Raw genomic sequence first — 24882 nt, 5'->3', positions numbered from 1 at the left:
GGTCCCTCTGCCCCGGTGCGGCGGACCGGAGGTGAGGCGCCGACGGTGGCGGCAGCTCCACCGTCGGCGCCAACTGCGGGGACATCCGATTCCGCATCACCCGTCACCACTGCGAGAGAAACGTACCTTTAAGCGTACGTTTACGACGTATACATACATCATCTCCCGGCGGTCTCCCCGGGTCAACCGCACGGGCCCGACTCAGCCCGACTCCACCGCATGCCACCGTGCCCGCAGCCCCTCCCGGTCCAGGATCAGCGCGGACTGACCGCCGATCGTCTCCGAACCGGCGATCGGCGCGGTGGTGAAGTGCGCGTCCGCGGCGTCGAGATGGCGCAGGCCGAACACGAGGTCGCGCAGGTCGCCGTTGGACATCCGGTCGTCCACGCTCACTGTGCGGGTGATGGCGTCGAGCATCCGGGCGGTGCCGAGCGGGTCGGTGAGGCCGACCCGGCCGCGGATCTCGCCGACGAGACCGCGCAGGAACTGCTGCTGGTGCTCGATCCGGTCCAGGTCGCCACGCGGCAGGCCGTGGCGCTGACCGACGTACGCGAGCGCGTCGGCACCGTGCAGGACATGGGTGCCGGCCGTCCAGCGCCGGTGCCGCGCCGAGTCGTACGAGTTCTCGTGGACCGTGACGGTCACGCCGCCGACGGCGTCGGTCAGCGCACGGAAACCGCTCCAGTCGATGACCGCGAAGTGGTCGACGCGGCTGCCGGTGAGCCGCTCCACCGTCTGGATCATGAGAGGCGGTCCGCCCCAGGAGAAGGCGGCGTTGATCTTCGCCGAGCCATGGCCCGGGATCGGCACCCAGCTGTCCCTGGGGATGGACATCACGTGGACCGTGCGCCGGTCACCGCTCAGGCGCACCAGCATCAGCGTGTCGCTGCGCTGTGCGCCGTACGTCCACAGGCGCGCGGTGGCGGCGCTGCCGGTGGTCGGGCGCGCGGAGCGGCTGTCGACGCCGGCGAGCAGGAAGGTCGTACCGCCGTCGTGCGCGGCGGGCCCGGGCGGGCGCGGGCCGGAGGGGAAGGCGTCGGGGATGCGGGCGACCTGGTCGCCGTAGTGGTCGGTACCCCACCAGACGGCACCGGCACCCAGCCCGAGGAGGGCGAGCACGGTGGCCAGGCCGAGCACCAAGAGGGCAGGCAGGAGGCGGTGGCGCCGGTGGGTCCGACGCCCGGGTTCCCACTGCGGCCACTGGGTTGCCATGCGCCTCACGCTCGAAAGACGTGGATTTACGCCGTATACATACAGAGTCAGCCTATGCAAGCATGGAGTCAATACCTGCACAATTCGACCCATTTACTGCCGACTTCCAGGCTGGTTCGAGTGGCGATGCACCTCCACGAATGCCACCTCCGGGGCGTCCGGACGGCGCTGGCACTCCTGGTGACCGGGACACTCTTGGCCGGGGGCTGCACGCGGCCCGCCTCCTCGCACCCGTCCCTGCGCCTGGGCATCGCCTACGGTGACCGGCTCGTCTGGATGTCCGACAGGGATCTCGCGGCGTCGCTCGACGACGCCGTCGCGGTGGGCGCGCGGTGGGTGCGGGCCGACCTGTCCTGGCAGGACGTCCAGCCCGACGGGCCCGACCGCTATCGATGGGGCCCGTTCGACCGGGTCGTCACGGCGGCCGAGGCGCGCGGCCTGACCGTGCTGCCCGTACTGGCCTACACCCCGGCGTGGGCGCGGTCCGGGCACTGCGCGGACAGCAAGTGCGGGCCTGCCGACCCGGAGGCCTTCGCCGCCTTCGCCGGTGCCGCCGCCGCCCGCTACACGCCGCGAGGCATCGGCACATGGGAGATCTGGAACGAGCCCAACATCCCGGCCTTCTGGCACCCGGCACCCGACGCGACCGCGTACACGGCGCTGCTGCGGGCGACGAGCCGGGCCCTGCGGCGCGTGTCCCCGTCGGCCGAGGTCGTCCTCGGCGGGCTGTCCTCGGCCGGTGCCGGGGGTGCGGCCGTAGCGGCACCGGACTTTCTCGCGGCCGTACTGGCGCATGACGGCAAGGGACTCTTCGACGCTGTGGGCTATCACCCCTACACCTACCCCCGGCCGGCGAGTGCGAGAGTTCCCAGGGGCACGGCATGGGACGGCATCAACCGCGCACACCCCAGCCTGCACGGCGTGCTGGCGGCGCACGGCATGCCCGGCACCCCTGTGTGGATCACCGAGTTCGGCGCGCCGACGGACGGGCCAGGACACGTGACCGAGCAGCGGCAGGCCCTGATCGCGGCGGACGTGGTCCGCACGGCGGCCGGCACTCCGCATGTGCGGGCCCTGATCTGGTACACCGACCGCGATCCGGGAACCGACACGTCCACGGTGGAGAACTTCTTCGGCCTGCGCCGCGCCGACGGGCGGGCGAAACCCGCCTTCGACGCGCTCCGTCGAGCCGTCGCAGGGCTCCGCCACCGGCCCGCGAGTCCACCGCTGGCAGCGTCGGGGCCGATGAGCAACCATTGATCCATATGTACTCGGGAAACCGAGGCCAAGGTCGACGACGGTGAACCATCTGCGGTGGAACTGCTGCACCCAGACCGCCACGGGGCTGGGCCGGGTGCCCGTTCCCGCTGCATCGGCGCACTGGCACGGCACACCCTGGCTCGGACTCATGTGGTCCCGCCGACCGCCCCGTCACGACGCCGCAGACGGACAGCCCACTCCCGTCGGCCACCCGCTCCCGGACGACAGGCCGGTCCACACCGCGCGCACGGCCCTGACTCTGGGCGTCGCCGAGGTCATCGGCAAGCTGTCCATGCTGATCCTCACGGTCGGCGCCGCGCGGATGCTGGGCGTCGCCGACTTCGGCGTGTTCTCCTATGCCCTGGCCATCGGCACGCTCGCCGCGGTGGTGCCGCAGTGGGGCTACGACATCATCGTGATCCAGCGGGCCAGTGCCGAACCGTCGCGCCTGCGGGAGCTGCTCGCCGAACTCCTGGCGATGCGCACGCTCCTCGTCGTCCTGGTCTTCGCGGTCATCGGCGGCCTCTCCGGGTTCACCTCGCTGTCCGGAGATCAGGGCACCGCCACGGGGCTGCTCATCGTCGCCGCCGTGCTGATGGACACGTACACGGAGGCCTACCGCTCCGCCGCCGCCGCGCTGCAGCGGCAGACCATGATGGCCGCCGTCCACCTGACTCAGCGGCTGCTGACCGCGGGCGCTGCGCTGCTGGCGCTGTTCGGCGACACCGGACTGACCGGGCTTGCAGTGGCCTTTCTCGCCGGGACCGTCGTCGGGCCGGTCACGGCGGCGGTGCTCATGCGGCGCACGGGCTACGGGCCCCGCTGGCGGCAGGTGTCCCTCGCGGGTCTCGCGGACCTGAACCGGGGTACGTGGGTGATCGGCGTCGCTTCTCTCGCGCTGATGGTGCTGTTCCGGATCGACACGGTGATGATCGGCTGGTTCGCGGGCCCCAGCGAGGTCGGCATCTACGCCGCCACTTACCGGCTGCTGGAGACCACGCTGTTCGTCAGTTTCGTGGCCGCCCGCACGATCTTCCCCCTGATGGCGAGCAGTCCCGAACCGGACCGGATCCGGCGCTACAGCGAGCAGGGCATCAGCATGATGGCCGCCGTGTTCGTGCCGTACGCGGTGCTCCTGTGGTGCCGCGGGCACACGGTGCTGGACGTCCTGTACGGCCACCAGTTCGCCGACACGGGCACCGGCATGCTGGCCTGGCTGGCACCGGCCCCCTTTCTCTACGGCGTGTCCTACCTCGCCTCGTACGCCATCGTCGCCGCGGGTCCGACCCTGCGCGCCCTCACCAGCTCCCTGATCGCGCTGGCGCTGAACATCGGCCTGAACCTCGCCCTCATCCCTCCCTACGGCGGGATCGCCGCCGCGTTCACGACCTCGCTGTCGTACGGGGTCTATGCGGCCGCCCTGATCCTGCTGGGGCGTGCCAGGGCCGGTATGCCCAGGCTGCCGCGAGCCATGCTGGCCTCCGTGACGGCGTCCGCCCTCGCCTGCGGACCATTGCTGGCGCCCTGGCCGTTCGTACCCGCCGTGTTCACCGCGGCCCTCGTGTACGTGCCGTCCTGGCTGTTCGTCACCCAGCGCGTCGATCCGAAGCAGGTACAGGTCCTGCGCAGAATGCTCCGGCGCGGGAGGATCGCATGAGCCGTCCGCTGCGCGTCACCGTCGTGGCGCCGTACGGGGTCATCGGAGGCGCCGAACTCTGGCTGCTCTCCCTGCTGGACGTCACCGACCGACTCGACGTGAACGTCGTGATGCTGGCCGACGGACCGCTGCGCGACGAGTTCGCCGCCCGCGGTATTCCGTACGTCCTGCGCCACACCGGCCGATCCGTCCGCGCCCTGGCGGGCACCGCGTCCTGGCTGGCGCGCCGGCTGCGCGCGGACGCACCCGACGTGATCCTCGCCAACGGCGTCAAGGCCGCCACGGTAGCCGCCCCCGCCGCCAGGCTCACCGGAGTTCCCTGTGTCTGGGCCAAGCACGACCACTCCTACGACGGCTTCCTCACCCGGGCCCTGGCAACCGTCACCGACGCCTGCATCGGCACCGAACCGGGTCTGATCACCGCCTCGCACCACCCGCGAGCGGCGCTCGTGCCGGTGCCCGCGCCGAGCGGAACCGCGCTGTCGCGCGCGGCCGCCCGCGCGGAGCTGTCCCGGCGCGGTGCTCGGCTCGACGGCGACGAGCGGCTGCTGCTCACCATCAGCCGGCTGGTCTCGTACAAGGGCGTGGACGACGCGATCGCCGCCCTCGCACTGCCCGGCGGCGCGCGGTGGCGGCTGGCCGTGGTGGGCCCTGCGGACCCGAGCGATCCGGGTGAACGCGAGCGGCTCACCGCCCTGGCCGGGCAGTTGGGCGTGGCGGACCGGGTGGACTTCGCCGGCTGGGTGCAGGACGCGTGGCGCATCATCCCGGCGGCCGACTCCGTCGCCGTACTGACCAAGCCCGACGGAACGGGGCCAGGTCAGGAGGCGTTCGGTGGGACCGCCATCGAGGCCATGCTCAACGGCGTGCCGGTGATCACCACCGGACCCGGCTCGGTGGCCGACCGGGTGGCCGGTCCGTCTGCGGCGCCTCCTGGCGGGATCGAGGTGCCCGCCGCCGCGCCCGCCAGGGTCGCCGATGCCCTGTTCCGGCTCTCGGACGCGGACACCCGGGCGGCCATGGGCCGCGCGGGGCTGCGCCGGACGGCGGACAATCCCGGTCCGGCGCGGTGCGCGGCACTGCTCGCGCAGACGTTGTCCGGGGCCGCAGGACTGCCGGGTGCCGGGCTGACGGGAACGACACCGGTGTCGGTGGTGGTCACGGTGCTGGACGAGGGTCCTAGGGTCGACGGGCTCCTGGAGCTGCTTCTGCGCCAACTCGCCGTCGGGGACGACGAGATCGTGGTGGTGGATCGCGGCTCCGTCGACCGCACGGCCCAGCGGGTGGCCGCGCGGGCCTCCCTGGATGCTCGGGTCCGGCTGGTGACGTGCCCCGGCACGAGTGCCGGGGCCGGGCAGGACGCGGGTGTCCGGGCAGCGGCCAACCTCCTGATCGTCTGTGCCGACTCCGAATGCGTGCCCGCGCCGGACTGGCTGGACCGGATGCGGGCGGCAGCGTCGGAGCCGGAGCCGGCCGAACTGCTGGTCGGCGTCTGCCGGGTGACCGGCCACGGAGCGCTGGCCCAGGCCATGGCCACGGTATATCCCCTGCCGGAGGAGGTTCGGCGCGCTCGGGGACCCTGGTCGCGGGCGCGCCGCCTGATCTTCGGCCCCGGATTCGGCGCGACCGGCCCTGCCGGGGGTTCGCTCGCCTGCACGTCCCCGGCCTGGCAGGACGTCGGCGGTTTGCGCGAGCAGAACTCGCCGGGCGTGGGCGTGCTGTTCGGGCAAGCGGCGGCCCGGGCGGGCCACCGGGTGGCCGTCGTCGGCTCGGCCGAGGTCGACCGCGAGCCGCCGGCGCCGTTGCCGGTGGCCGTTCGAGCGGCCTTGCGGCACGGTGAGGAGCTCGGACTCCGGGCAGATGGCGGCCAGTTGACCGGTGTCGTGGTCCGGGCGGCTGTGTACGGGGTCGTCCTGGGGGCGGCGCTGACGCGTCCTCGACTGCGGCCGGCGGCAGCCGGGGTGGTCGGTGTCTGGCTCTCGACGCCGGTCGGCAGGGCTGTCCGTCGCGGGAACTGGGCCGCCCTGCCTCTCGTCCCTCCGGTCGTCGGCGCCCTCTCGGCCGCGCGGGCGGTGGGGTTCGCGCGCGGGCTGGCCGGGCGTGTCCGAACAGTGCGGCATACGGCGGACGACACGCGACGGGGCCCGATCCCATGACAGCGACGAGGGCACTAGAACGAAGCATTCCGCCGGTCATCGGCTGCGGCGTCGTGCTCGCCTCGGCGGCTGTCTGGGCCTCCGCGCGAAGCGCTCCGCTCGGCCTCGGTGTCCTCGTCCTGGTCCCGCTGATGATTCTCTTCACGGTCGCCGCCCTGCGCCGACCGGTGCTGGCCGTGTCGGCCTTCGCCGTACTCCTTCCGACCGGGAGCATCGGGTTGCCCCTGTCGACGAACGTCGCACAGGTTCTGGCCGTCTGGGCGGCCCTGGTGGTACTCGCGGCGCGGATCGGGGGCCGGGGCCGGAGCATCGGAAGATCGCCGGTGCTCGCGGCGTCGGCCCTGCTGGTCGTATCGGCGCTGCTGTCCACGCTCACGAGCGTCGCCCCGCGCATCTCACTGCTGCAGACCACGAACTACGTTGCCGGTCTGGCCCTCGCGGCGGCCGTCGTCGCGGCGACGGCCCGGCGCGGCGACCTTCTCGTGCTCGCGATGGCCGTGGTCATCGGCGGGGCGGTGCTGTGCGGCAGCGTGCTCGTCGATCTTCCGAACCTGCAAGCCCGGTTCGACTCGACGATCGTCGGCAACCGGCCGACGGGAATCTTCGCCCAGCCCAACGAACTCGGGCTCTGTACCGCCATGATGCTGTGCTTCAGCCTTGCCCTGGCCGTTGTCACCCTGCGCCGGGGGCACAGGGCACTGGCAGTGCTGTGCGGGCTCACCTCGGTGCTGGCGCTGACGGCTCTGGTGCTCAGCCTCTCCCGAGGAGGCTGGATCGGCGCGTTCGCCGGCCTGGTCGTCCTGGTGGCGCTGCTCCGCGGGGCCCGTCGGCCCCTGCTGATCTGCTTCCTGACGGTGAGCGTGATCGTCCTGGCCCTGCTGGTGGCCGAGCCGGCGACATCGGGCTCCTCCGTCTTCGTCGACCGCTTCGCCACGATCTTCACCGGCGAACGCAGCCCCTTCGACGAGCGGCCCGCGGCATGGGCTGGGGCACTCCAGCAGATGGCCCACAGCCCGCTGCTCGGCAGCGGCCCCGCCGCCTTTCCGACGGCCGCCGGACAGGGGTTGGCGCAGTTCACCGACGTTCGGCAGGTAGTGCATGCGCACGTGCTGTACCTCACCGTGGGCGCGGAGCAGGGTGTGCTGGGGTTGGCGGCGCTGGTCGTCGTGATCGGTTTCGGAGTGCGGGAAGCCCTGCGGAACCGCCCCGCGCCCACCGACTTCCCGGGCGGTCCCCGTGCGACCGCTTCTCCCCAGGTGTACCCGGTGGAGGCCGGCGTGTCGGCAGCGGCCGCCGCCGCACTGACCGCCGTCGTCGCCGAGGGAGTCGTCGACTATCCCCTGCGCAACCCCGTGCTGGGGGCAATGACGTGGCTGATCATCGGCCTGCTCGCGGCTTGTGCCCGGACCCGGTCGGCGATGCCGAGCGGCAACGATCCGAAGGTGGCCCAGATGAAGAGACTGACAGCGTCGGCGACGCCCGGCTCCCCGACCCGGCCGCAGAGGAACGAGCGGGGCGGGAGAACCCTTCGTAACGCCCGTCCGACGACACGCGCGGTCCTGGCCGGGCTGCTGGCGGGACTCCTCGTGCTCGGCGCCGGACTGATCGTGATCGCACAGCAGCCGACCCGCTACGCGGCCACCAGCACCGTGTCCCTCGCACCCCGCTCGCTGCCCAACGTCAGCGCCGACATCGTCCGGCTGGCGGCCACCAAGTACGCCGTCGTGGCCGGTTCGACGGCGAATCTCGAACTGGCCGCCCGCCGGAGCGACATGACGACGTCGGAGCTCCGGGACGATCTGTCAGTGACGGTGCAGCAAGAGACGGCCAACGTGGACATCACGGTGACGAGCAGGAACGCCGATCAGGCCGCCAGCGCCGCCAACTCGATCGCCGCCGCGGTCGCCACGGCCACCGACCACGACCGGCTGATCACGGGAGAGGTCACCGCTCCCGCCGATCCGGACGCCGCGGACCGCAAGCCTTCCCGCACGCTGCTGCTGACCATCGCGATCGTCGCCGCCATCCTGATAGCCGCCTGGGTCGCCGTGGGCGTCCGGTATGCCGCCCGCCGGGCGGCCGGGGAGGACTGATGGGCGGCACCCGGGTCTTGATGTATCACGCGGTCGGCACCCGCACCGCGGCACACGACCCGCACAACCTCTTCGTCCCGCCGGACACCCTCCGCAGACAGCTCTCCGCCCTGCTCGACCGCGGCTGGACACCGCTCACCCTCGACGCCTACCTCCGAGGTGACAGCCCGCGGCGAAGCGTGCTGCTCACCTTCGACGACGGCTACCAGGCCTTCCTGGACGAAGGGCTGCCCGTGCTACGGGAGTTGGGCGTGCCGGCCACCGTGTTCGTGCTCACCGGGCTGCTCGGCGGCCGGTCGGAGTGGATGCCCGAGATGCCCGACGAGGCACTCGTGGACGCCGACGGCGTACGGCAGTTGGCCGCAGCCGGTCTGGACGTCGAGTGCCACGGCTGGGACCACAGCCATCTGTCCGGTACCGATCCCGGGGCCCTGGCCCGCAATGTCACGGACGCCGCCCGGGCCCTGGCCGAGCTGACGGGCCGTACACCCCGCGCGTACGCCTACCCGTACGGGGACCACGACGCCGCGGCGCGCGGAGCCGTGGCCGAGGCGGGCTTCGAGGTGGCCTTCAGCGTGCACGAGGGAGCGGGGCGGTTCGCCGTCCCCCGCGTCGACGTCACGTCCATCGACACCGATGCGACCTTCCGGATGAAGACCTGGCGGGCCTACCCGGCCCTGCGCCGCCTGTCCGGCCGCGCACCCGCGCTGCGCTCGACCCTGCACTCACTGATCGGCCGCGCGCCCCGGCCTTGAACGACCGCGACCCCAGTCCAGGTGAGCCGCCTCGTACACGGCGTCCACGCGCTCCACCACCCGCCGCACACCGTGCTGTTCGCAGACGTGCGCCCGTGCCTGCTTGCCCAGTGCCCGACAGCTCTCCCGGTCCGCCAACAGCGTCGCGACGGCGTCGGTCAGCGCCTTCCTGTCCTCCGGCGGCACCAGGCCGGTCCGCGCGTGGCCGGGCGGCAGGGACTCCAGGGCTCCCGGTACGTCGCTCACGATCACGGGGCAGGAGCACGCCATGGCCTCCAGCGGGGCGAGCGCCATCCCCTCCCACCGTGAGGGCAGCACCACCAGATCGGCGGCGAGGTACCAGTCACGCGGATCGGCGACATCGCCGGCGAAGCGCACCGTGGCGGGCGCCCGTTGCTCCAGCAGCGCGCGGTTCGGTCCGTCCCCGACCAGCGCGAGCCGGGCCCGTGGCACCCGTCGCTCGATGTCCGGCCAAGCGGTCAGCAGCAGATCCTGGCCCTTCTGGCGGTGCAGCCGGCCGACGCACACCGCCAGCGGCGTCGACTCGTCCACGCCGAGCGTGGCCCGCGCCGCATGCCGTTCGGCGTCCCCGGCGGCGCCGAAGTGCGCGAGGTCCACGCCATTGGGCACAACCGTGTAGCGGGCCCGGACTCCCACGGCCTCGCCGTCCGCGCGCTCGGCCTCACTGACACAGACCAACCGGTGCGCCCACCTGGCGCCCGCCCGCTCCCAGCGCACCGAGGCCCAGTACAGCGGGCGGCCGGGCTCGGCGGCGAAGAACGACCAGGCGTGCGGCTGGAACACCGTCGGAATACGCCCTCGTAGCGCGAGCCGGCCCGCCAGACCCGCCTTGGAGCTGTGCAGATGCACCAGGTCGGGACGGACCGCGGCGACGATCCGCCGTACACCGGCCACCTCGGCCGGGGTCGAGCGCCCGGGCGCGCTCACGGCCCGCCACGGGACGACCTCGGCCCCGGCCCGGGCGGCCGACGCGGCCAGCCGGCTGCCCGGAACACAGGCGACGACCACGCGGTCACCCCTGGCCCGCTGCCCGCCGGCCAGGTCGGCGACCACAGTGGCCACGCCACCCTCGCTCGACTGCGCGATGTGCAGGACGGTACGGCCGCGCATGTCACGACCTCCCAGGCGTCGATTCGCACATTTACTACGTATACGTACATCGTCGTCCGGCGACCTCGACCGGTCAAGAGTGTATATTTACGATGTATACGTACAGGTCTGGCCACTCGGTTCCAAGGGGTGCTTCCAGATGACGACGCTGAGCACGACCCGAGAAGACGCGCCGCCGCGATCGCAGCGAGGCATCCACGCCACACCGCGCCAAAGCAGCGGCTGCCATGTGCCGGTGGCCCCGTTCCTGGCCATGGACACGCTCGCCGCTCTCATGGCATCCCTTGCCGTCCTCGTGCTCTTCGACCGGTGGCCGGTGCCCACCCTGCTGCCGGCTGCCTGGTTGCTGTCCCTCGCGGCGCAACGGGCGTACGAGCAGCACTGTCTGCGGGCCGGGACGGACGAGTTCCACCGTGTGCTCGGTGCCGCGGGGCTGATCGCCGTGGCGGCGAGCGTGGCGTGGTGGTTCGCGCCCGGGTCCGAACTGCTGCACGACACGCTGTTCGCGCTGCCGATCGCGGTGGCGGTCGCTCTGGTGCTGCGCGTGGTGCGGCAGTCGCGGATCCGGGCGGGCTGGCGCCGCGGTCGGCGTCTGGAGCGTGCCGTAGTGGTCGGACCTGACGGTGCCGTGGCCGAGTTCACCGCGCTGCTGCGAAACAGCGGCGCCTGTGAGCTCGAAGTCGTGGGCGCGTGTGGAGTGGAGGACACCCTCGCAGCGGTACGGCGCAGTGACTGCGACGCGGTCGTCGTGCTGCCCTGGCCCGGGCTGGACGCCGGCATGCTACGGAGGCTCTCCTGGGAGCTCCAGGGCGAGGGCGTCGAGCTCCTGCTCGCGCCGGTGCTGGCGGATGTGGCGGCGGCCCGGCTGGCCGTGACGCCGGTCGCCGGACTCCCGCTGATGGAGCTTCACGGACCCACGCTCTCCCGGCTCCCGCGCATCCCCAAGGAGCTGACGGACCGGCTGCTGGCCGCGGTCGGCCTGCTTCTCCTGTCGCCGCTGATGCTGCTCATCGCCCTGGTCGTACGGCTCGACAGCCGGGGTCCGGCGCTGTTCCGGCACACTCGAGTGGGGCTGCACGGCCGTGAGTTCACCCTGCTGAAGTTCCGCACCATGTGCCGGGACGCGGAGCAGCGCAAGGCCGGACTCGCCGCGCTCAACCAGTACGGCGACGGCGGCTTCTTCAAGATCACCGACGACCCCAGGATCACCAGGGTCGGCGCGGTTCTGCGCCACTGGTCGCTGGACGAACTTCCGCAGCTGCTGAACGTGGTGGCGGGCCGGATGTCGCTCGTCGGGCCGCGCCCGCTGCCGCCCGACGAGGTGGCCGGCCTGCCCGAGGAGGTCCGGCGCCACCGGATGCTGGTGAAACCGGGGCTCAGCGGGCTGTGGCAGGTGAGCGGCCGCTCCGACCTCCCGCCGGACGAGCGGATGCGGCTCGACATGAGCTATGTGGAGAACTGGTCTACCGCACTCGACCTGCGGATCCTGGCGCGTACGCCCGGAGCGGTCGTCCGCGGGACCGGTGCCTACTGACGAACGGACCGAGGCCGCCATGGACCACGATGTGCCCGCCCTGCTGGTGAAAGTCGGCCGCTCCCCGCAGAACCACGGCTGTCTCGGAGCGCTGCGGAGCCTGGGCAGGGCCGGCGTCCCCGTCTACGCCATGGTCGAGGACCGGTTCACCCCCTGTGCCGTTTCCCGTCATCTCACCGGCCGGTTCGTCGTACCGACGACGGGTCTGGAGGACCCCGGGACCCTGACCTCGACGCTGGCCCGTATCGGCCGCGAGATCGGGCGCAGGTCCGTCGCGGTACCGACCGACGACGAGTCCGCCGTGCTGCTGGCCGAGCATGCCGAACGCCTCGCGGAGTGGTTCCTGCTGCCGCCGGTGCGGCCCGGCCTGCCCCGCAGGCTGGCGAGCAAGGAGGGCATGCGCCGGATCTGCATCGAGCACGGCGTGCCGACACCGCGTGCCCACGCACCCGCCGACCGGGCACAACTGGTCGCCTTCGCCCGCGAGTTGCGCTACCCCGTGGTGCTGAAGAACCTGGAGGCGTACACCCGGGTGCACTCCCCCGTGGTGGGACACACCACCGTGGTCCATGACGAGGACGAACTGCTCGCCCTGATCGGATCGTGCGAGACGCCTTCGGTGCTGATGCAGGAGTACATTCCGCCATCCGAAGCCGAGGACTGGATCACCCACCTCTACTGCGGGGCACAGGGGACGCCCAAGGCCGTGTTCACGGGATACAAGGTCCGCTCCTGGCCGGTGCGCAGCGGGGCGACCACCAGGGCCTGGGCCTGGGCCAACCCGCCACTCGCCCGGCTGGCCGCGGACCTGTGCCGGCGGATCGGGTACAGCGGTGTGGCCGACCTCGACTGGCGTTACGACCGGCGGGACGGCCGGTACAAGCTGGTCGACTTCAATCCGCGCATCGGGGCGCAGTTCCGGCTCTTCGAGGATCTGCACGGCGTCGACGTGGTCCGGGCGATGTACCTGGATCTGACGGGCCGCCGAATCCCGCACGCGCATCAGACGTACGGCCGGATGTTCGTCGTGGGCCAGCTGGACGTGCTGTCGGCCGCCATCGGCGCCTGGCAGGAGCGCCGGCTCCCGTCCGCGGTGCTGCCCCGGCGCGGAACCGAGCGTGCCTGGCTGAGCTGGGACGACCCCTGGCCGGCGGTCGCCGAGTCGGTACGGTTCGGCGGTACGGTCGCACGGCGGGTCACCAGGCCGCTGCGCCCCCGGCAACCCGCGTGACAGCGCCGGTGCTCACCGTGGCCCGCTGCCGCCTTCGCTCACCGCCGCGCTGATGCGCCGGGCGGCGAACCCGGCTCCGGAGACGAACCGAAGCAGGGGACCGAACGTGGGAGCGGCGGCCAGCCCGGTGAAGTACAGCCCGGGGACCGAGGCCTCGAAGCCCGCCGAGAGCGTGGGGGCGCCGGCCGTCCTGGCCAGCTCACGGCGCAGCCCGGGACTCAGCAGCTCCAGCCTGTCGAGGTCCACGCGGTAGCCGGTACCGGCGATCACATGGTCGGCTCGCAGCGTCTGAGCGTCGCCCGCCGGGCCCTCCAACTGGAGCCGCACACCGCCGCCCGTCTCGGGAGCCGCCGAGCGGACGCGGCAGCCGCGCCGCACCGAGAACCGTCCGTCGACCCGGTCCCGCAGCCACCAGGCCCCGTAGGGACCGAGGACGGTGCGCAGGAAGTGGGCCCGGACGGGGGCGGGAAGGTGCCGGTAGAGGGCCGGGCCCCTGCTGCAGGCCACGAGGGACCAGCCGTCCCCCAGAAGGGAGTTCGGATACATCAGCCGTTCCCGCAGCGAACGCTCGGCCGGCCGGTCCAAGGGCGGCGGCGAGCCGAAGACCACCGAGGCGGCGCGCGCGACGACAGTGGGCCGCGCACCGGCCTCGTGCAGCAGCGCGGCGCTCTCCAGCGCCGACTGTCCGGCCCCGACCACGACCACGTCCTGCCCCTCAAACGCCGACAGGTCCACGTGGTCCGCCGTATGGGACACGAGTCCGTCGTACCGCAGACGCGCGAGGACGGGCGGCACATGGGCGAACTCGACGATCCCCGTGGCCACGACGACGGCGCGGCTGCCGAACTCCTCGCCGGACTCCAGGGCGATCCGGAATCCTCCGCCGGGAGCCTTCTCGACACGGCGCACCGCCACCCGTTCGAGCTCGGGCACGCAGTGCTGCTGAAACCAGAGCCCGTACCGGATGAACTCGGCGATGGGCACCGGGGCCCGCTCGCCTCTGGGTGCGCGGCCCTCCGAGACGCAGAAGTCCGCGAGCCCCCAGCCCGGTTCCGGCGCGGAAATGGAGGACGAGAAGGGGGAGGACTTGAGGTACATGCCCTCCGGCATATGGGATCGCCAGCCGTCCATCGGCTCGCCGAAGACACGAAGTGGGACCTTGCGGGATTTCAGGTGAGCAGCCGCGGCCAGACCGTACGGTCCGGAACCGACGACGGTGACCAGCTCTTCCTGTTCTGGGCTCACGACGCGCTCCCAGCTCACTCCGAATTCCATCAATCGTACCAATTATCAAGGTATATAGCCTTTTTGAAGCGCGCCCCGGCCGCTTCGTCACGCTACGCTTACCGTGCATGTTTACTGCGTATACGGGCATCACATCCCCGAGGGGCATGGCATGGCGAAGGACAAGAAGCCGGCGCCCGGCAGGCGGGCCGGGGACCAGGGCCGCTACGGCCGGCTGAGCCGGGAACGCGTGCTGGCCAGCGCCCTGGAGCTGGTCGACCGGGAGGGGCTCTCGGCACTCAGCATGCGCCGGCTGGGCACCGAGCTCGGTGTGGAGGCGATGGCGCTGTACCGGTACGCGGCGAGCAAGGACGCCCTCCTGGACGGCCTGGTCGAGGCCCTCTACCTCGAGCTGGAGGACCACTTGGCGGCCGGTCCCGGCGACGGGAAGGCGCACAGCCGTCGCCACGGCCCCGCGTGGCGCGCCGAACTGCATCGCATCGCCTTGGCCACCTATCAGGTCGCCCTGGCGCACCCCCAGGCGGTGCCGCTGCTGGCGACCCGCATGCTGGCGGTCCCCTTGGCCCGGCGACCGTTGGCCGTTCTGCGGGATCACGAACGGGTCCTGGGGCTGCTCGAAGCGGCCGGGTTCGAGGAGGAGCAGGCCGTCGCGGTCTTCCGGGCCTGCACCAGCTGGGTTCTCGGCTATGTCTTCGTGGAGCTGCGCGCCATGGTGGACAACCCCGAGGAGACCGATCCCGCGTTCCGGCTGGGGCTGCACCGCATGCCGGTGCAGGAGCTGCCGAGGCTCCGCAGGGCCGCCCCGGCGCTCGCCGAGCACGGCGGCCCCGCGGAGCTGGCCGCGGGCCTCGACGCCCTGCTCGACCGTTTCACGGCACGGTAGGCCTCAGTGCCGGGCCGTCTCCGTCGCCGAGCCGGCCGTGGCAGCCGGGCGGTGGCCCGGCCCCGGGGGCCCGTAGTCCGTCAGGACCAGGTCCTTCGCCCTGCGGAACTCGTCGTCAGTGATGTCGCCGCGGGTGCGCATCTCGGAGAGTTTCGCCAGTTCGTCGGCGCTGCTGGGATGGGACTCCGTGCTCTGGGCGGTGCGGCGGATGTAGTCGTCGAAGGCCTGCTGCTGCCCGCGCGCCTGCGCCGCCTCCCGGCGGCCCATGTTCTTGCCGCGCGCGATGACGTAGACGAAGACGCCCAGGAAGGGCAGGACGAGGACGAAGACCAGCCAGCCGGCCTTGGCCCAGCCGCTCATGGCGTCGTCGCGGAAGACGTCGACGACGATCCGGAAGAGCAGGACGAACCACATGACCCACAGGAAGAACCAGAGCATGGTCCAGAAGACGTTCATCAGCGGATAGTCGTACGCGAGGTACATCGGCGCACTCACAGCCTCTCCTCGTCCAGGCCGCACGCGCGGCACCGGTTCCTGCCGGAATCACCGTGCCCACGCCGAGGCGCCCTCGGCCTCACTCGGAGCGGGTGAGCCTGGCCCGCCACGCGAGGGCGAGGACCAGCTCGGCCAGCCCGAGCAGTACGAGCCACAGGCCGACCAGGCGGGTCAGCGCACGGGCGGACTCCGCCGGCATCGCCAGGACCACCACGCCCGCGACGATCGCGAGCACCGCCACCCCGAAGACGAAGCCGCGGTGCGGCAGGCCCTTGGCCGCGACGGCCGTGTAGAGGGTGAGGATGCCGGACGCCAGCCAGACGATCCCGACGATCAGGGAGAGCGCCGAGATGGTCTGCAGCGGATTGCGCAGGCACAGGACGCCGGCGAGGACGTAGAGGATCGACAGGAGCAGGCCGGTGAGCCGCTCGCCGAGTTCCTCGCGGGCGAAAGCCGCCACGAAACGGAAGCCGCCGATCACCAGCAGGTAGAGGCCGATGAGGACGGCCAGCACGTGCAGGGTCTCGTCCGGCCAGACCAGGACCAGGACACCGGGTACGAGCGTGGCGAGCGCGGAGCCCAGGAGCCAGAGCCACGACCCGCCGAGACCGGCCAGGACCTGGGACGGGTCGCCGTCGAACGACTTCTCCTCAGCCATGGCTCCTCCTTCATGCTCGTCAGTGGGTCAGGAAGATCTTCAGGACGATGATCAGCAGGCCCAGCAGCAGGTTCACCGACGCGGTGACCGTCACCAGGCGCCAGGAGGCGCCCGCGCTGCGGGCTGCGGCCGTCGACCAGCCGACCTGGCCCGCCACCGCGACGGAGAGGGCCAGCCAGAGGGCGCCCTGGACGTCGAGGCCGAGCAGGGGGCTCACGGCCACGGCGGCGGCCGGCGGGACGGCCGCCTTGACGATCGGCCACTCCTCCCGGCACACCTCCAGCACCGCCCTCCGGTCCAGGCTGCGCTGGGCCATGCGCGCCCCGAACAGCTGGGCGTGCACATGCCCGAGCCAGAACGCCAGCCCGGTGCACAACAGCAGCAGCACCAACCGCAGACGCGGGAACGACTCCAGGTCGCCCGCGCCCACTCCCACGACCACGGACGCGGCGAGCATCGAGCCGTAGACACCGCCGGTGAAGTCGGCGTGCGCCCTGCGCTCGGCGCGGCGCGTCCGGGTCGCGGTCAGGTCGCGGCGGGTCTGTCCGGTGCTCAAGCGACCAGGTCCATCTGGTGGTCGAGGGAGAGCGCGGCCGTGATCAGCGCCAGGTGCGTGAAGGCCTGCGGGAAGTTGCCGAGCTGCTCTCCCGTGGGGCCGATCTCCTCGGCGAAGAGGCCCGCGTGGTTGGCGTACGTGAGCATCTTGTCGAACGCGTACCGGGCCGGCCCGAGCCTGCCCGCCCGCGCGAGCGCGTCGACGTACAGGAAACTGCACAGCGAGAAGGTGCCCTCGCTGCCGCGCAGGCCGTCCGGGGAGGCCTGGGGGTCGTAGCGGTGGACGAGGCTGTCGGAGACGAGTTCCTGCTCCATCGCCGCGAGGGTGGACAGCCAGCGCGGGTCGGTCGGCGCGATGAAGCCGACGGAGGGCATGAGGAGCAGGGCGGCGTCGAGGGTGGTGTCCTGGTAGTGCTGGACGAAGGCCTGGCGGCGGGTGCTCCAGCCGCGCTCCATCACCTGGCGCAGGATGTCGTCGCGGGCCGCGCGCCACTCGGCGATGTTGCCGGGGCGGGCGAAGTCGCGGGCCATCCGGATACCCCGGTCGAAGGCCGCCCAGCACATCAGCCTGCTGTAGGTGAAGTCCTTCTGGCCGCCGCGGGTCTCCCAGATCCCCTCGTCGGGCCGGTCCCACGCCTTCACCAGCCAGTCCAGCACTCCGCACAGGGCCTGCCAGCCGTCGTACGGCGGCACCTCGCCGGCGTCCTCCACGGCCTGGGACAGCGCGAGGACCGCCTCGCCGTAGATGTCGAGCTGGAGCTGGCCGGCGGCCCCGTTGCCCACCCGCACGGGGGCCGAGCCGCGGTAGCCCTCGAAGTGCCCGAGGACCTCCTCGGGCAGCTCCGGGTCGCCGTCGATGCGGTACATGATCTGCAACGGGTCGCCGCTGACGGTCCGCCCGGCCCGGATCCGGTCACCGAGCCACGTACGGAACGCGTACGCCTCCTCGACGTGGCCGAGCCCCAGCAACGCGCCCACCGACATGGAGCCGTCGCGCACCCAGGTGTAGCGGTAGTCCCAGTTGCGTCCGCCGCCGATCTGCTCGGGCAGGCCCATGGTGGGCGCGGCGACCGGTGCGCCGGTGGGGGCGTAGGTGAGCAGTTTCAGGGTGATGGCCGCCCTGTTGACCATGTCCTGCCGACGTCCGCGGTAGCGGCTGCGGCGGCTCCACGCGTGCCAGTAGTCGCGGGTGCTCTCGAACAGGGCCATCACGTCGGCCGGGGTGCGTGCCGGCAGCGGCCCGATGCGCTCCGCTCCCACGGTCAGTACGACGGCGGCGAACTCCCCCTGCCGCAGCACCAGTTCGGCGGTCACGTCGTCCCCGTCCCGGTTCCAGCGGACCGGACCGTTCGTCTGGAGTACGGCGTGGCCGCCGGGGGCGTCGAAGTGGAGGGCGTCCTCGGTCTGCTCGACGCGGTGCGCGGCGCGGCCGTAGTCGAAGCGGGGGCGGCAGGCGAGCGTGAAGCGGACCCGGCCGCGGGTCACCCGCAGGATCCTGACGAGCCGGTGCCGGTCCGCCGCCTGCTCGGGCCGCTCGACCGGCATGAAGTCGACGACCTCGCCCACGCCCTCAGTGGCCAGGAAGCGGGTCACCAGGATCGCGGTGTCCTGGAGGTAGAGCTGGACCGGGGGGCGATCGGTGTCGGCGGAGACGGTGAAGTGACCGCCGCGGTCGTGGTCGAGGAGCGAGGCGAACACGCTTGGCGAGTCGAACCTGGGCGCGCAGAACCAGTCGACCGTGCCGTCCGACGAGACGAGCGCGGAGGTCTGGAGATCGCCGATGAGGCCGTGGTCCGCGATGGGGGGATAACGTCGCATGATCGGAGCTCCCTTCGGGGCCGACACCCGCCCCCCTGAACATCTGCGGGCCGGCCGGTGCCGTCTTCGCCCGTCGCGGGTGAATTCGGGGCGGGGGGCGGGGAGGGGAGAGACGCGGGCATGCGGCTTGGGGCTTCGGCCTGGGCAGTCGAGGCTTGGGGCTCAGGGGCTCGCGGATCGGCGCGCGTGGCTCGGGGTGCTCGGCTGAGGCGCACGGCGTGAGGCTCGGTGAGCTCCTGCGAACGAGGCTCGGCGGCTCGGGAGTGGCCCACGCGAAAGGGCCCCCACAGGCTCTCGCCTGCGAAGACCCTTCGCACCGTCGGGACGACAGGATTTGAACCTGCGACCCCTTGACCCCCAGTCAAGTGCGCTACCAAGCTGCGCCACGTCCCGGTGCGCTGCCCACGGTGAACCGCGTGATCGCGCGGACAGCACTTTACCCCACGTCGGGGGCCCGGCCGAAGCGGGGCGCCGGGGCGCGGGACAATCGGTACATGGCCAGCACATCGTCAGGACGAACGCCGGGTGCAGGGGAAGGGGACGAGGGGGGCGGCGCGCGCGACGCGCAGGGGCGGCACGGGCGCCTCGCGGGCGGCGTGCCGGGGCGAGACGACGAGGGCCTCGCGGGCCGCCGCGCGCGGGGCCGTGACCGGGAGGGTCTGGCCCACAATGTGCGGGACGGCGAGGGCGAAAAGGGTGACGTGCAGGATCGGGGCGGTGAAGGGCCAGTGGGCGGGACGCGGGACGGGGGCGACCAGGACCTCGTACGCGACGCGCGGGACCGGGACGGCGAGGGGCGGGCGCGTAACGCTCGGCCGCGGGACGGGCTCGGCCGGCCGTTGCCGTACGGCGCGCAGGGGGTCTCCCGGCAGCCCGAGGGGGTCGTACGTACGCCCGAGCAGACCGTTGCCGAGGCACAGGAGCTGCTCGATGCCGGGAAGCCCTTCCATGCGCACGAGGTGTTCGAGGACGCCTGGAAGTCGGGGCCGGAGGCGGAACGGGAGCTGTGGCGCGGGCTGGCACAGCTGGCGGTGGGGCTGACGCACTCCGCCCGGGGGAATGTGACCGGGGGTGCGCGGCTGCTGCGGCGGGGGGCCGGGGCCGTGGAGCAGTGGGCGGCGGAATCGGGGGAACGGCAGCCTTACGGGATGGATCTTGCGGGGGTCGTCGGCTGGGCGCGGGGGCTGGCGGGCGAGGTGGAGCGGGGCGGCGGGGACGGCGGGGTTGTCGATGCGGGGGCGCGGGCGCCGAGGCTCAGGGGGCGGTGACGGGGACCTCGGAGGGCGGTGGACGCTCCACGAGGCCGCCCCTCTTGAACCCACCCTCCTTGCGCCTCGGCGTCGTGCCCAGCGCTCTCCTCCCCCGCCCCACCACCACCCGCGAGACAGCGAGCCCCACCACCAGCCCCGACGCGGTGTCCCCGTTGTCAGTGGTGTGCGGCAGACTCGGGGTGTGCGAAAGATTCATGTCATCGGTATCGGTGCGGGCGACCCCGAGCAGCTCACGTTGCAGGCGGTCAGGGCGCTGCGGAGTACGGACGTGTTCTTCATCCTTGAGAAGGGTGAGGTGAAGAGCGATCTCACGCAGCTGCGCCGGGACATGCTGGACGCGCACATACCGGAGGGGCAGCCGTACCGGGTGGTCGAGGCGACCGACCCGGAGCGGGACCGGAAGGCGGGCGGGGCCGACTACTCCCCCGCCGTCGGGGACTGGCGCAGTGCCCGCGCCGGGATCTACGAGCGGCTGATCGCGGAGGAGTTGGGGGACGGGGAGAGCGGCGCGTTCCTCGTGTGGGGGGACCCGGCGCTCTACGACAGCACGATCGGGATCCTCGACGAGGTCCAGGCGCGCGGCGGCGTCGAGTTCGAGTACGACGTCGTGCCCGGCATCAGCAGCGTCTCCGCGCTGGTCGCCCGGCACCGGACAGGGCTGAACCGAGTCGCCCGCCCCGTGCAGATCACCACTGGGCGCCGGCTCGCCGAGGGCTTCCCGGAGGGGGTGGACGACGTGGTCGTGATGCTGGACGCGCACCAGACCTTCCGGCAGTACGCCGACGAGGACATCGACATCTACTGGGGCGCCTACATAGGCACCCCGGACGAGATCCTCGCGTCCGGCCCGATCGCCGAGGCCGCCCCGCGGATCGAGCGGCTGCGGGCCGAGGCCCGTGAGCGCAAGGGGTGGATCATGGACACGTATCTGCTGCGCAGGCATCCCGAGGAGCGGGAGCGGTAAGCCCCCTTCGGTAGCCGCCATACAGCCCTCGGGCAGCCGTCGAGCCGCCGCGGTACAGCCCGCGGGCATCCGTCGGCCGGCCCTCGGCGTACGCCACCCGAGCGGACCGCCCCACATGCACCGCTCCGCCGACGGTGTGATCGTGACCTCGTGACAGTGACCGAGGACATCGCGCCGTCCGCCGCCGCTCAGCCCCCCGTGCTGGACTCCCGGCGCCGCAACGTCGTCTTCGTGACGATCATGCTGGGCATGCTGCTCGCGGCCCTGGACCAGACGATCGTGGGTACGGCGCTGCCCACGATCGTGTCGGACCTGGGCGGTGCCGCGCACATGTCGTGGGTGGTGACGTCGTACCTGCTCGCGGAGACCGTCTCGACCGTGCTGGTCGGCAAGTTCGGCGACCTATTCGGCCGCAAGGTGGTCTTCCAGGTGTCGGCGATCGTGTTCATCACCGGCTCGTTCCTGTGCGGCCTGGCCACCAACATGTCGCTGCTGATCGCCTGGCGGGCGATGCAGGGCGTCGGCGCCGGCGGGCTGATGGTGACGGCGATGGCGTTGATCGCCGACGTGATTCCGCTGCGGGAGCGCGGCAAGTACCAGGGCGCGATCGGCGCGGTGTTCGGCGTGGCGACGGTCATCGGGCCGCTGCTCGGTGGGGTGTTCACCGACCATCTGTCCTGGCGCTGGGCGTTCTACGTCAACGTGCCGATCGCGATCGTCGTCGTCATCGCGGCCGCCCGCACCATCCCGGTCGTGAAGTCGGCGTCCCGGCCCGTCATCGACTATCTGGGCATCGCACTGGTCGCGGTCGGCGCGAGCGCGCTGATCCTGGCGACGAGTTGGGGCGGCAACGAGTACGCGTGGGGTTCCGGCGTCATCATCGGCCTGTTCGTCGGCGGTGCGATCGCGCTCGCGCTGTTCTGCTGGGTGGAGACCCGGGCGCGCGAACCGATGCTGCCCATGCGGCTGTTCGGCAATCCGGTGTTCACGGTCTGCTCGATCCTCAGCTTCATCGTCGGCTTCGCGATGCTCGGCGCGATGACGTATCTGCCGAGCTATCTGCAGTACGTCGACGGCGACTCGGCCACCGTCTCCGGTGTGCGGACGCTGCCGATGGTGATAGGGCTGCTCATCGCGTCGGTCTTCAGCGGCAACGTGGTCAGCAAGACCGGCCAGTACCGGGTGTTCCCGATCGTCGGCTCCCTGGTGATGGGCCTCGGCCTGTATCTGATGTCCCTGATGGGGCCGGGTACCGGGGCCTGGCTGGAGTCGCTGTACATGTTCGTGCTCGGTACCGGGATCGGCCTGTGCATGCAGGTGCTGACGATCGCCGTGCAGAACACCGTCGACTACGCCGACCTCGGCACCGCGACCTCCGGCGTCACCTTCTTCCGTACGCTGGGAAGTTCGTTCGGTACGGCCGTGTTCGGGACGATCTACACCAACTCCCTGAAGCCGAACCTCACCGACGGCATCGCCGCCGCCGCGAAGACCGGCGCCGCGTCCCCCGCCGTGATCGCGAAGGCCGCGACCAGTCCGGAAGGGCTGCACAAGCTGCCGTCCGCGGCCGCCGCGCCGATCATCGACGCCTACGCCGACACCATCCAGACCGTCTTCCTGTGGACGGTGCCGGTCGCGGCCATCGGCTTCCTGGTCTCCCTCTTCCTCAAGCAGGTCGAGCTGCGCGACAGCGCCCGCAAGGGCTCCACCGACATGGGCGAGGGCTTCGCCTCACCGCACGGCGCGGACTCGCAGCGGCTGCTCGAAACGGCCGTGGGGAAGATCATCGGCAGTACCGACCTGGACACCGCGCGCCGGATCATGGCGGAGTCCGACACCCGCCTCGACATCGCCGGTGCCTGGGCCGTGATGCAGGTCGAGCTGTTCACGCGGATGGTCGGCCACGCGAGCCTCGGACTGATCGCCGCACGCCGGCACATGCCGCCCGAGGTGCTGCTCCCGGTCTTCGACCGCATGGTCGAGGAGGGCTACCTCACCCGCGACGGCTATCTGCTCTCCCACACCGAGGCGGGCCAGCGTGAGGCCGCCGTCATCGGCGAGGCCTGGGGCAAGTGGCTGGAGGAACGGGTGCAGCAGGACATCGGCCGCCCGTCGGGCACCGACCTGCGCGCCGCGGTGGACACGATCGCGAAGCGGCTACTGGTCGAGGACCTGAACAACGGCCTCGCGGAACGCCAACAGCCGGAACTGGCGGGCGCCCACTAGGCCCGGTTTTGAAGGTGGCTCGGCCCCCGTCTCGAAACGGTGCTCATCTCTGTGACATCTCGTAGGCCTCGCGGATGGGCGCAGGGATACGGCCACGATCGTTCAAGCGATAGCCGTTGGCGCGCGCCCAGAGGCGTATCGGCTCGTCTTCCGATCGGGGAACGGGTTCACGCGGTTCGGCAGGTCGGCCGGGGCCTCCCCACTCTCCCGAGGACACCCCTTCCAGCCGGTCCGCCGTCTCCTGGAAGAAGGCGAACAGCGAGGCGTATGCGCCCTCCTCGGGGTCCCGCGCCTCGGCCCAGAATCCGATGGTTCCGTTGCGCGTGTCCAGGAACGTCCCGTAGAGACCGTCGCGCTCCGCGGCGATGGGCACCCACTCACGACGCCAGAACGGGTGGTCCGGGTCCGGGGACGGTTCCATCTCCTCCAGGCCCATCCGGCTGAGGTAGACCCGCTGAATGTCCGTCAGCCCGAGCAGGAGATGACCGCCGGGGATGTCCAGCTCGCACCCCAGTGCCACCAGACTGGACCGACCGTCGGGCTGCGTGCCGGCATCGATGTCGTTCACCAGCAGCCACTGTCGCAGCTCCCCCGGCAGCTCCAGCCCCGTGCGCAGTTCGGCCTCCCGGATGGCCGCATCGCTCCCCGGACCGCCAAGCGCGGCGAGAGTTTCGGGGTCGTTGCGTCCAAGCCATGCGGTCACCCGACCCCACGCCTCTCGCACGTCTCCCGCCTCGTGCATCGGATTTCCGCTCATGTGTGATCTCCACTCCGGCAAGAGATACGGGTTTCCCCCTGGACGACCGCGGTCACGGACGACCCAGCCCAAGCCACCGCAAGGCCCCGGCCACGTCCGACACGACCTGCGTGCCCTCCGGCAACGGCGGCCGGCGTACGACCACGACCGGCACGCCCAGCCCGCGCGCGGCCGTGAGCTTCGCCGCCGTGGCCGTTCCTCCGCTGTCCTTCGTCACGACGACGTCGACCAGGTATTCGCGCAGGAGCGCCGTCTCGTCGTCGACCGTGAACGGGCCGCGCCCGAGCAGCACTTCGGTGTGCGGGGGCATCGGTGGCTCGGGGGGTTCCACGGAACGTACGACGAAATGGCGGTCCGTGAGATGGGCGAAGGCCGACAGGCCCAGGCGGCCCGTGGTCAGGAACACGCGGGGGCCGAAGCGGGCGAGCGCGTCGGCCGCTGCGGGCAAGGACGCGACCATGTGCCAGCGGTCCTCGGGGCCGGGCTGCCAACCCGGGCGGCGCAGTACGACCGCGGGGACGCCGGTTGCCGCCGCGGCCCGCGCCGCGTTCCCCGTGATCGCCTCGGCGAAGGGATGGGTGGCGTCGACCAGCGCGTCCACCCGTTCCGCGCGCAACCAGTCCGCCAGCCCCTCCGCCCCGCCGAAGCCGCCGACCCGGACCTCGCCCGCCAGCGCGCCCGGCCGGGACACCCGCCCGGCGAGGGAGGTGGTGACGCGCACGTCCGGGTGGGCCGCGAGGGCGGCGGCCAGTTCGCGGGCCTCGGTGGTGCCGCCGAGGATCAGGACGTGCTGGGGCATGCGAGGAGCCTACGAGGTGCGGCGGGGCGGCCCGACGCCCAGCCCCGGCGCAGCGCCCCCGCTCGGCTCCCGACCCGGGCGAACAGTATGAACACAACGATCAAGACCATGGTCCCGGCTCACAGTCCGTTCCTAGCATCGCCGCCGACGGCGCGACGGAGCGTCGACGAGGACGAGGAGCA

General features: G+C 72.0%; 20 protein-coding genes and 1 tRNA gene. 11 read left to right on the top strand and 10 right to left on the bottom strand.

The genetic code is table 11. The features are described 5' to 3' along the window. Positions 1 to 201: 201 nt before the first annotated feature. Complete coding sequence (locus tag ABZ848_RS16365) at positions 202 to 1212, bottom strand: LCP family protein (protein ID WP_360831647.1); 1011 nt, start codon at positions 1210 to 1212, stop codon at positions 202 to 204. A gap of 126 nt (positions 1213 to 1338) precedes the next feature. On the opposite strand from ABZ848_RS16365, the gene ABZ848_RS16360 reads away from it, so the two are divergent. From ABZ848_RS16360 to ABZ848_RS16340, 5 genes are read left to right on the top strand one after another with little or no spacing between them, the layout of a single operon-like run. Next, positions 1339 to 2472: a cellulase family glycosylhydrolase gene (locus ABZ848_RS16360; RefSeq protein WP_360831956.1), complete on the top strand. Its 1134-nt coding sequence runs from the start codon at positions 1339 to 1341 to the stop codon at positions 2470 to 2472. A 40-nt stretch (positions 2473 to 2512) separates the two neighbouring features. Then, positions 2513 to 4129 carry a flippase gene (locus tag ABZ848_RS16355; RefSeq protein ID WP_360831644.1) on the top strand — a complete coding sequence of 539 codons (1617 nt, stop codon included), beginning with the start codon at positions 2513 to 2515 and terminating at the stop codon, positions 4127 to 4129. Then, a complete protein-coding gene (locus ABZ848_RS16350) occupies positions 4126 to 6285 on the top strand; it encodes a glycosyltransferase (RefSeq protein WP_360831641.1) in 2160 nt (719 codons plus the stop codon). Before ABZ848_RS16355 ends, ABZ848_RS16350 begins: the two co-directional genes overlap by 4 nt. Next, on the top strand, positions 6282 to 8378 hold the full coding sequence (locus tag ABZ848_RS16345; RefSeq protein ID WP_360831637.1) for an O-antigen ligase family protein: 2097 nt from the start codon (positions 6282 to 6284) through the stop codon (positions 8376 to 8378). Before ABZ848_RS16350 ends, ABZ848_RS16345 begins: the two co-directional genes overlap by 4 nt. After that, the gene (locus ABZ848_RS16340) at positions 8378 to 9133 is read left to right on the top strand and encodes a polysaccharide deacetylase family protein (protein ID WP_360831634.1); all 756 of its coding nucleotides are present in this window, start codon (positions 8378 to 8380) and stop codon (positions 9131 to 9133) included. Before ABZ848_RS16345 ends, ABZ848_RS16340 begins: the two co-directional genes overlap by 1 nt. Here the strand turns inward: ABZ848_RS16340 and ABZ848_RS16335 are convergent. Next, complete coding sequence (locus ABZ848_RS16335; RefSeq protein WP_360831631.1) at positions 9104 to 10264, bottom strand: glycosyltransferase family 4 protein; 1161 nt, start codon at positions 10262 to 10264, stop codon at positions 9104 to 9106. The genes ABZ848_RS16340 and ABZ848_RS16335 overlap by 30 nt on opposite strands. A 139-nt stretch (positions 10265 to 10403) precedes the next feature. Here ABZ848_RS16335 and ABZ848_RS16330 point away from each other — a divergent pair, with 139 nt between their 5' ends. Together ABZ848_RS16330 and ABZ848_RS16325 are read left to right on the top strand one after the other, a co-directional pair. Further along, the gene (locus tag ABZ848_RS16330) at positions 10404 to 11798 is read left to right on the top strand and encodes a sugar transferase (protein ID WP_360831628.1); all 1395 of its coding nucleotides are present in this window, start codon (positions 10404 to 10406) and stop codon (positions 11796 to 11798) included. Positions 11799 to 11817: 19 nt separating this feature from the next. After that, complete coding sequence (locus ABZ848_RS16325) at positions 11818 to 13029, top strand: ATP-grasp domain-containing protein (RefSeq protein WP_360831625.1); 1212 nt, start codon at positions 11818 to 11820, stop codon at positions 13027 to 13029. A 12-nt stretch (positions 13030 to 13041) separates the two neighbouring features. On the opposite strand, the gene ABZ848_RS16320 is transcribed toward ABZ848_RS16325, so the two are convergent. Continuing rightward, a complete protein-coding gene (locus ABZ848_RS16320; RefSeq protein ID WP_360831622.1) occupies positions 13042 to 14274 on the bottom strand; it encodes an NAD(P)-binding domain-containing protein in 1233 nt (410 codons plus the stop codon). A gap of 151 nt (positions 14275 to 14425) precedes the next feature. On the opposite strand from ABZ848_RS16320, the gene ABZ848_RS16315 reads away from it, so the two are divergent. After that, entirely contained in the window at positions 14426 to 15157 is a 732-nt protein-coding gene (locus ABZ848_RS16315; RefSeq protein WP_360831619.1) for a TetR/AcrR family transcriptional regulator C-terminal domain-containing protein, read from the top strand. Positions 15158 to 15160: 3 nt separating this feature from the next. Here ABZ848_RS16315 and ABZ848_RS16310 read toward each other — a convergent pair whose 3' ends face one another. From ABZ848_RS16310 to ABZ848_RS16290, 5 genes are all read right to left on the bottom strand, one after another. Further along, the gene (locus ABZ848_RS16310; RefSeq protein ID WP_360831616.1) at positions 15161 to 15652 is read right to left on the bottom strand and encodes an SHOCT domain-containing protein; all 492 of its coding nucleotides are present in this window, start codon (positions 15650 to 15652) and stop codon (positions 15161 to 15163) included. Between the two features lie 79 nt (positions 15653 to 15731). Further along, positions 15732 to 16310, bottom strand: a complete 579-nt coding sequence (locus ABZ848_RS16305; RefSeq protein ID WP_360831613.1) for a DUF308 domain-containing protein — start codon at positions 16308 to 16310, stop codon at positions 15732 to 15734. Between the two features lie 19 nt (positions 16311 to 16329). Next, a complete protein-coding gene (locus ABZ848_RS16300) occupies positions 16330 to 16866 on the bottom strand; it encodes a hypothetical protein (RefSeq protein WP_360831611.1) in 537 nt (178 codons plus the stop codon). Beyond that, the gene (locus ABZ848_RS16295) at positions 16863 to 18683 is read right to left on the bottom strand and encodes a glycoside hydrolase family 15 protein (RefSeq protein WP_360831608.1); all 1821 of its coding nucleotides are present in this window, start codon (positions 18681 to 18683) and stop codon (positions 16863 to 16865) included. Before ABZ848_RS16295 ends, ABZ848_RS16300 begins: the two co-directional genes overlap by 4 nt. A gap of 319 nt (positions 18684 to 19002) precedes the next feature. Next, positions 19003 to 19076, bottom strand: a tRNA-Pro gene (locus tag ABZ848_RS16290). Positions 19077 to 19411: 335 nt separating this feature from the next. On the opposite strand from ABZ848_RS16290, the gene ABZ848_RS16285 reads away from it, so the two are divergent. The 3 genes from ABZ848_RS16285 (at position 19412) to ABZ848_RS16275 (ending at position 23144) form a co-directional block, all read left to right on the top strand. Continuing rightward, positions 19412 to 19951: a DUF309 domain-containing protein gene (locus tag ABZ848_RS16285; RefSeq protein WP_360831955.1), complete on the top strand. Its 540-nt coding sequence runs from the start codon at positions 19412 to 19414 to the stop codon at positions 19949 to 19951. A 184-nt stretch (positions 19952 to 20135) separates the two neighbouring features. Next, positions 20136 to 20918 carry a precorrin-6A synthase (deacetylating) gene (gene cobF / locus ABZ848_RS16280; RefSeq protein WP_360831605.1) on the top strand — a complete coding sequence of 261 codons (783 nt, stop codon included), beginning with the start codon at positions 20136 to 20138 and terminating at the stop codon, positions 20916 to 20918. 150 nt (positions 20919 to 21068) lie between these two features. Beyond that, entirely contained in the window at positions 21069 to 23144 is a 2076-nt protein-coding gene (locus ABZ848_RS16275) for an MDR family MFS transporter (protein WP_360831602.1), read from the top strand. Positions 23145 to 23187: 43 nt separating this feature from the next. Here the strand turns inward: ABZ848_RS16275 and ABZ848_RS16270 are convergent, their stop codons facing one another. Together ABZ848_RS16270 and ABZ848_RS16265 are read right to left on the bottom strand one after the other, a co-directional pair. After that, positions 23188 to 23901: a histone-like nucleoid-structuring protein Lsr2 gene (locus tag ABZ848_RS16270; RefSeq protein WP_360831599.1), complete on the bottom strand. Its 714-nt coding sequence runs from the start codon at positions 23899 to 23901 to the stop codon at positions 23188 to 23190. Positions 23902 to 23953: 52 nt separating this feature from the next. After that, the gene (locus tag ABZ848_RS16265) at positions 23954 to 24700 is read right to left on the bottom strand and encodes a cobalt-precorrin-6A reductase (protein ID WP_360831596.1); all 747 of its coding nucleotides are present in this window, start codon (positions 24698 to 24700) and stop codon (positions 23954 to 23956) included. Positions 24701 to 24882: the final 182 nt, after the last annotated feature.

This window comes from Streptomyces sp. NPDC047081, from assembly GCF_040643775.1.
Lineage (GTDB): Bacteria > Actinomycetota > Actinomycetes > Streptomycetales > Streptomycetaceae > Streptomyces.
The sequence above is the reverse complement of the archived record's forward strand: the minus strand, read 5'-3'. Positions and strand labels throughout refer to the sequence as shown.

What these genes read in the sequence shown, in the direction of transcription:
- ABZ848_RS16350 (WP_360831641.1), top strand. Translation starts at nt 4,126, where the DNA reads ATGAGCCGTCCGCTGCGCGTCACCGTCGTGGCGCCGTACGGGGTCATC.
- ABZ848_RS16360 (WP_360831956.1), top strand. Translation starts at nt 1,339, where the DNA reads ATGCACCTCCACGAATGCCACCTCCGGGGCGTCCGGACGGCGCTGGCA.
- ABZ848_RS16340 (WP_360831634.1), top strand. Translation starts at nt 8,378, where the DNA reads ATGGGCGGCACCCGGGTCTTGATGTATCACGCGGTCGGCACCCGCACC.
- ABZ848_RS16295 (WP_360831608.1), bottom strand. Translation starts at nt 18,683, where the DNA reads ATGCGACGTTATCCCCCCATCGCGGACCACGGCCTCATCGGCGATCTC.
- ABZ848_RS16265 (WP_360831596.1), bottom strand. Translation starts at nt 24,700, where the DNA reads ATGCCCCAGCACGTCCTGATCCTCGGCGGCACCACCGAGGCCCGCGAA.
- ABZ848_RS16325 (WP_360831625.1), top strand. Translation starts at nt 11,818, where the DNA reads ATGGACCACGATGTGCCCGCCCTGCTGGTGAAAGTCGGCCGCTCCCCG.
- ABZ848_RS16270 (WP_360831599.1), bottom strand. Translation starts at nt 23,901, where the DNA reads ATGAGCGGAAATCCGATGCACGAGGCGGGAGACGTGCGAGAGGCGTGG.
- ABZ848_RS16345 (WP_360831637.1), top strand. Translation starts at nt 6,282, where the DNA reads ATGACAGCGACGAGGGCACTAGAACGAAGCATTCCGCCGGTCATCGGC.
- ABZ848_RS16365 (WP_360831647.1), bottom strand. Translation starts at nt 1,212, where the DNA reads ATGGCAACCCAGTGGCCGCAGTGGGAACCCGGGCGTCGGACCCACCGG.
- ABZ848_RS16330 (WP_360831628.1), top strand. Translation starts at nt 10,404, where the DNA reads ATGACGACGCTGAGCACGACCCGAGAAGACGCGCCGCCGCGATCGCAG.
- ABZ848_RS16305 (WP_360831613.1), bottom strand. Translation starts at nt 16,310, where the DNA reads ATGGCTGAGGAGAAGTCGTTCGACGGCGACCCGTCCCAGGTCCTGGCC.
- ABZ848_RS16335 (WP_360831631.1), bottom strand. Translation starts at nt 10,264, where the DNA reads ATGCGCGGCCGTACCGTCCTGCACATCGCGCAGTCGAGCGAGGGTGGC.
- ABZ848_RS16315 (WP_360831619.1), top strand. Translation starts at nt 14,426, where the DNA reads ATGGCGAAGGACAAGAAGCCGGCGCCCGGCAGGCGGGCCGGGGACCAG.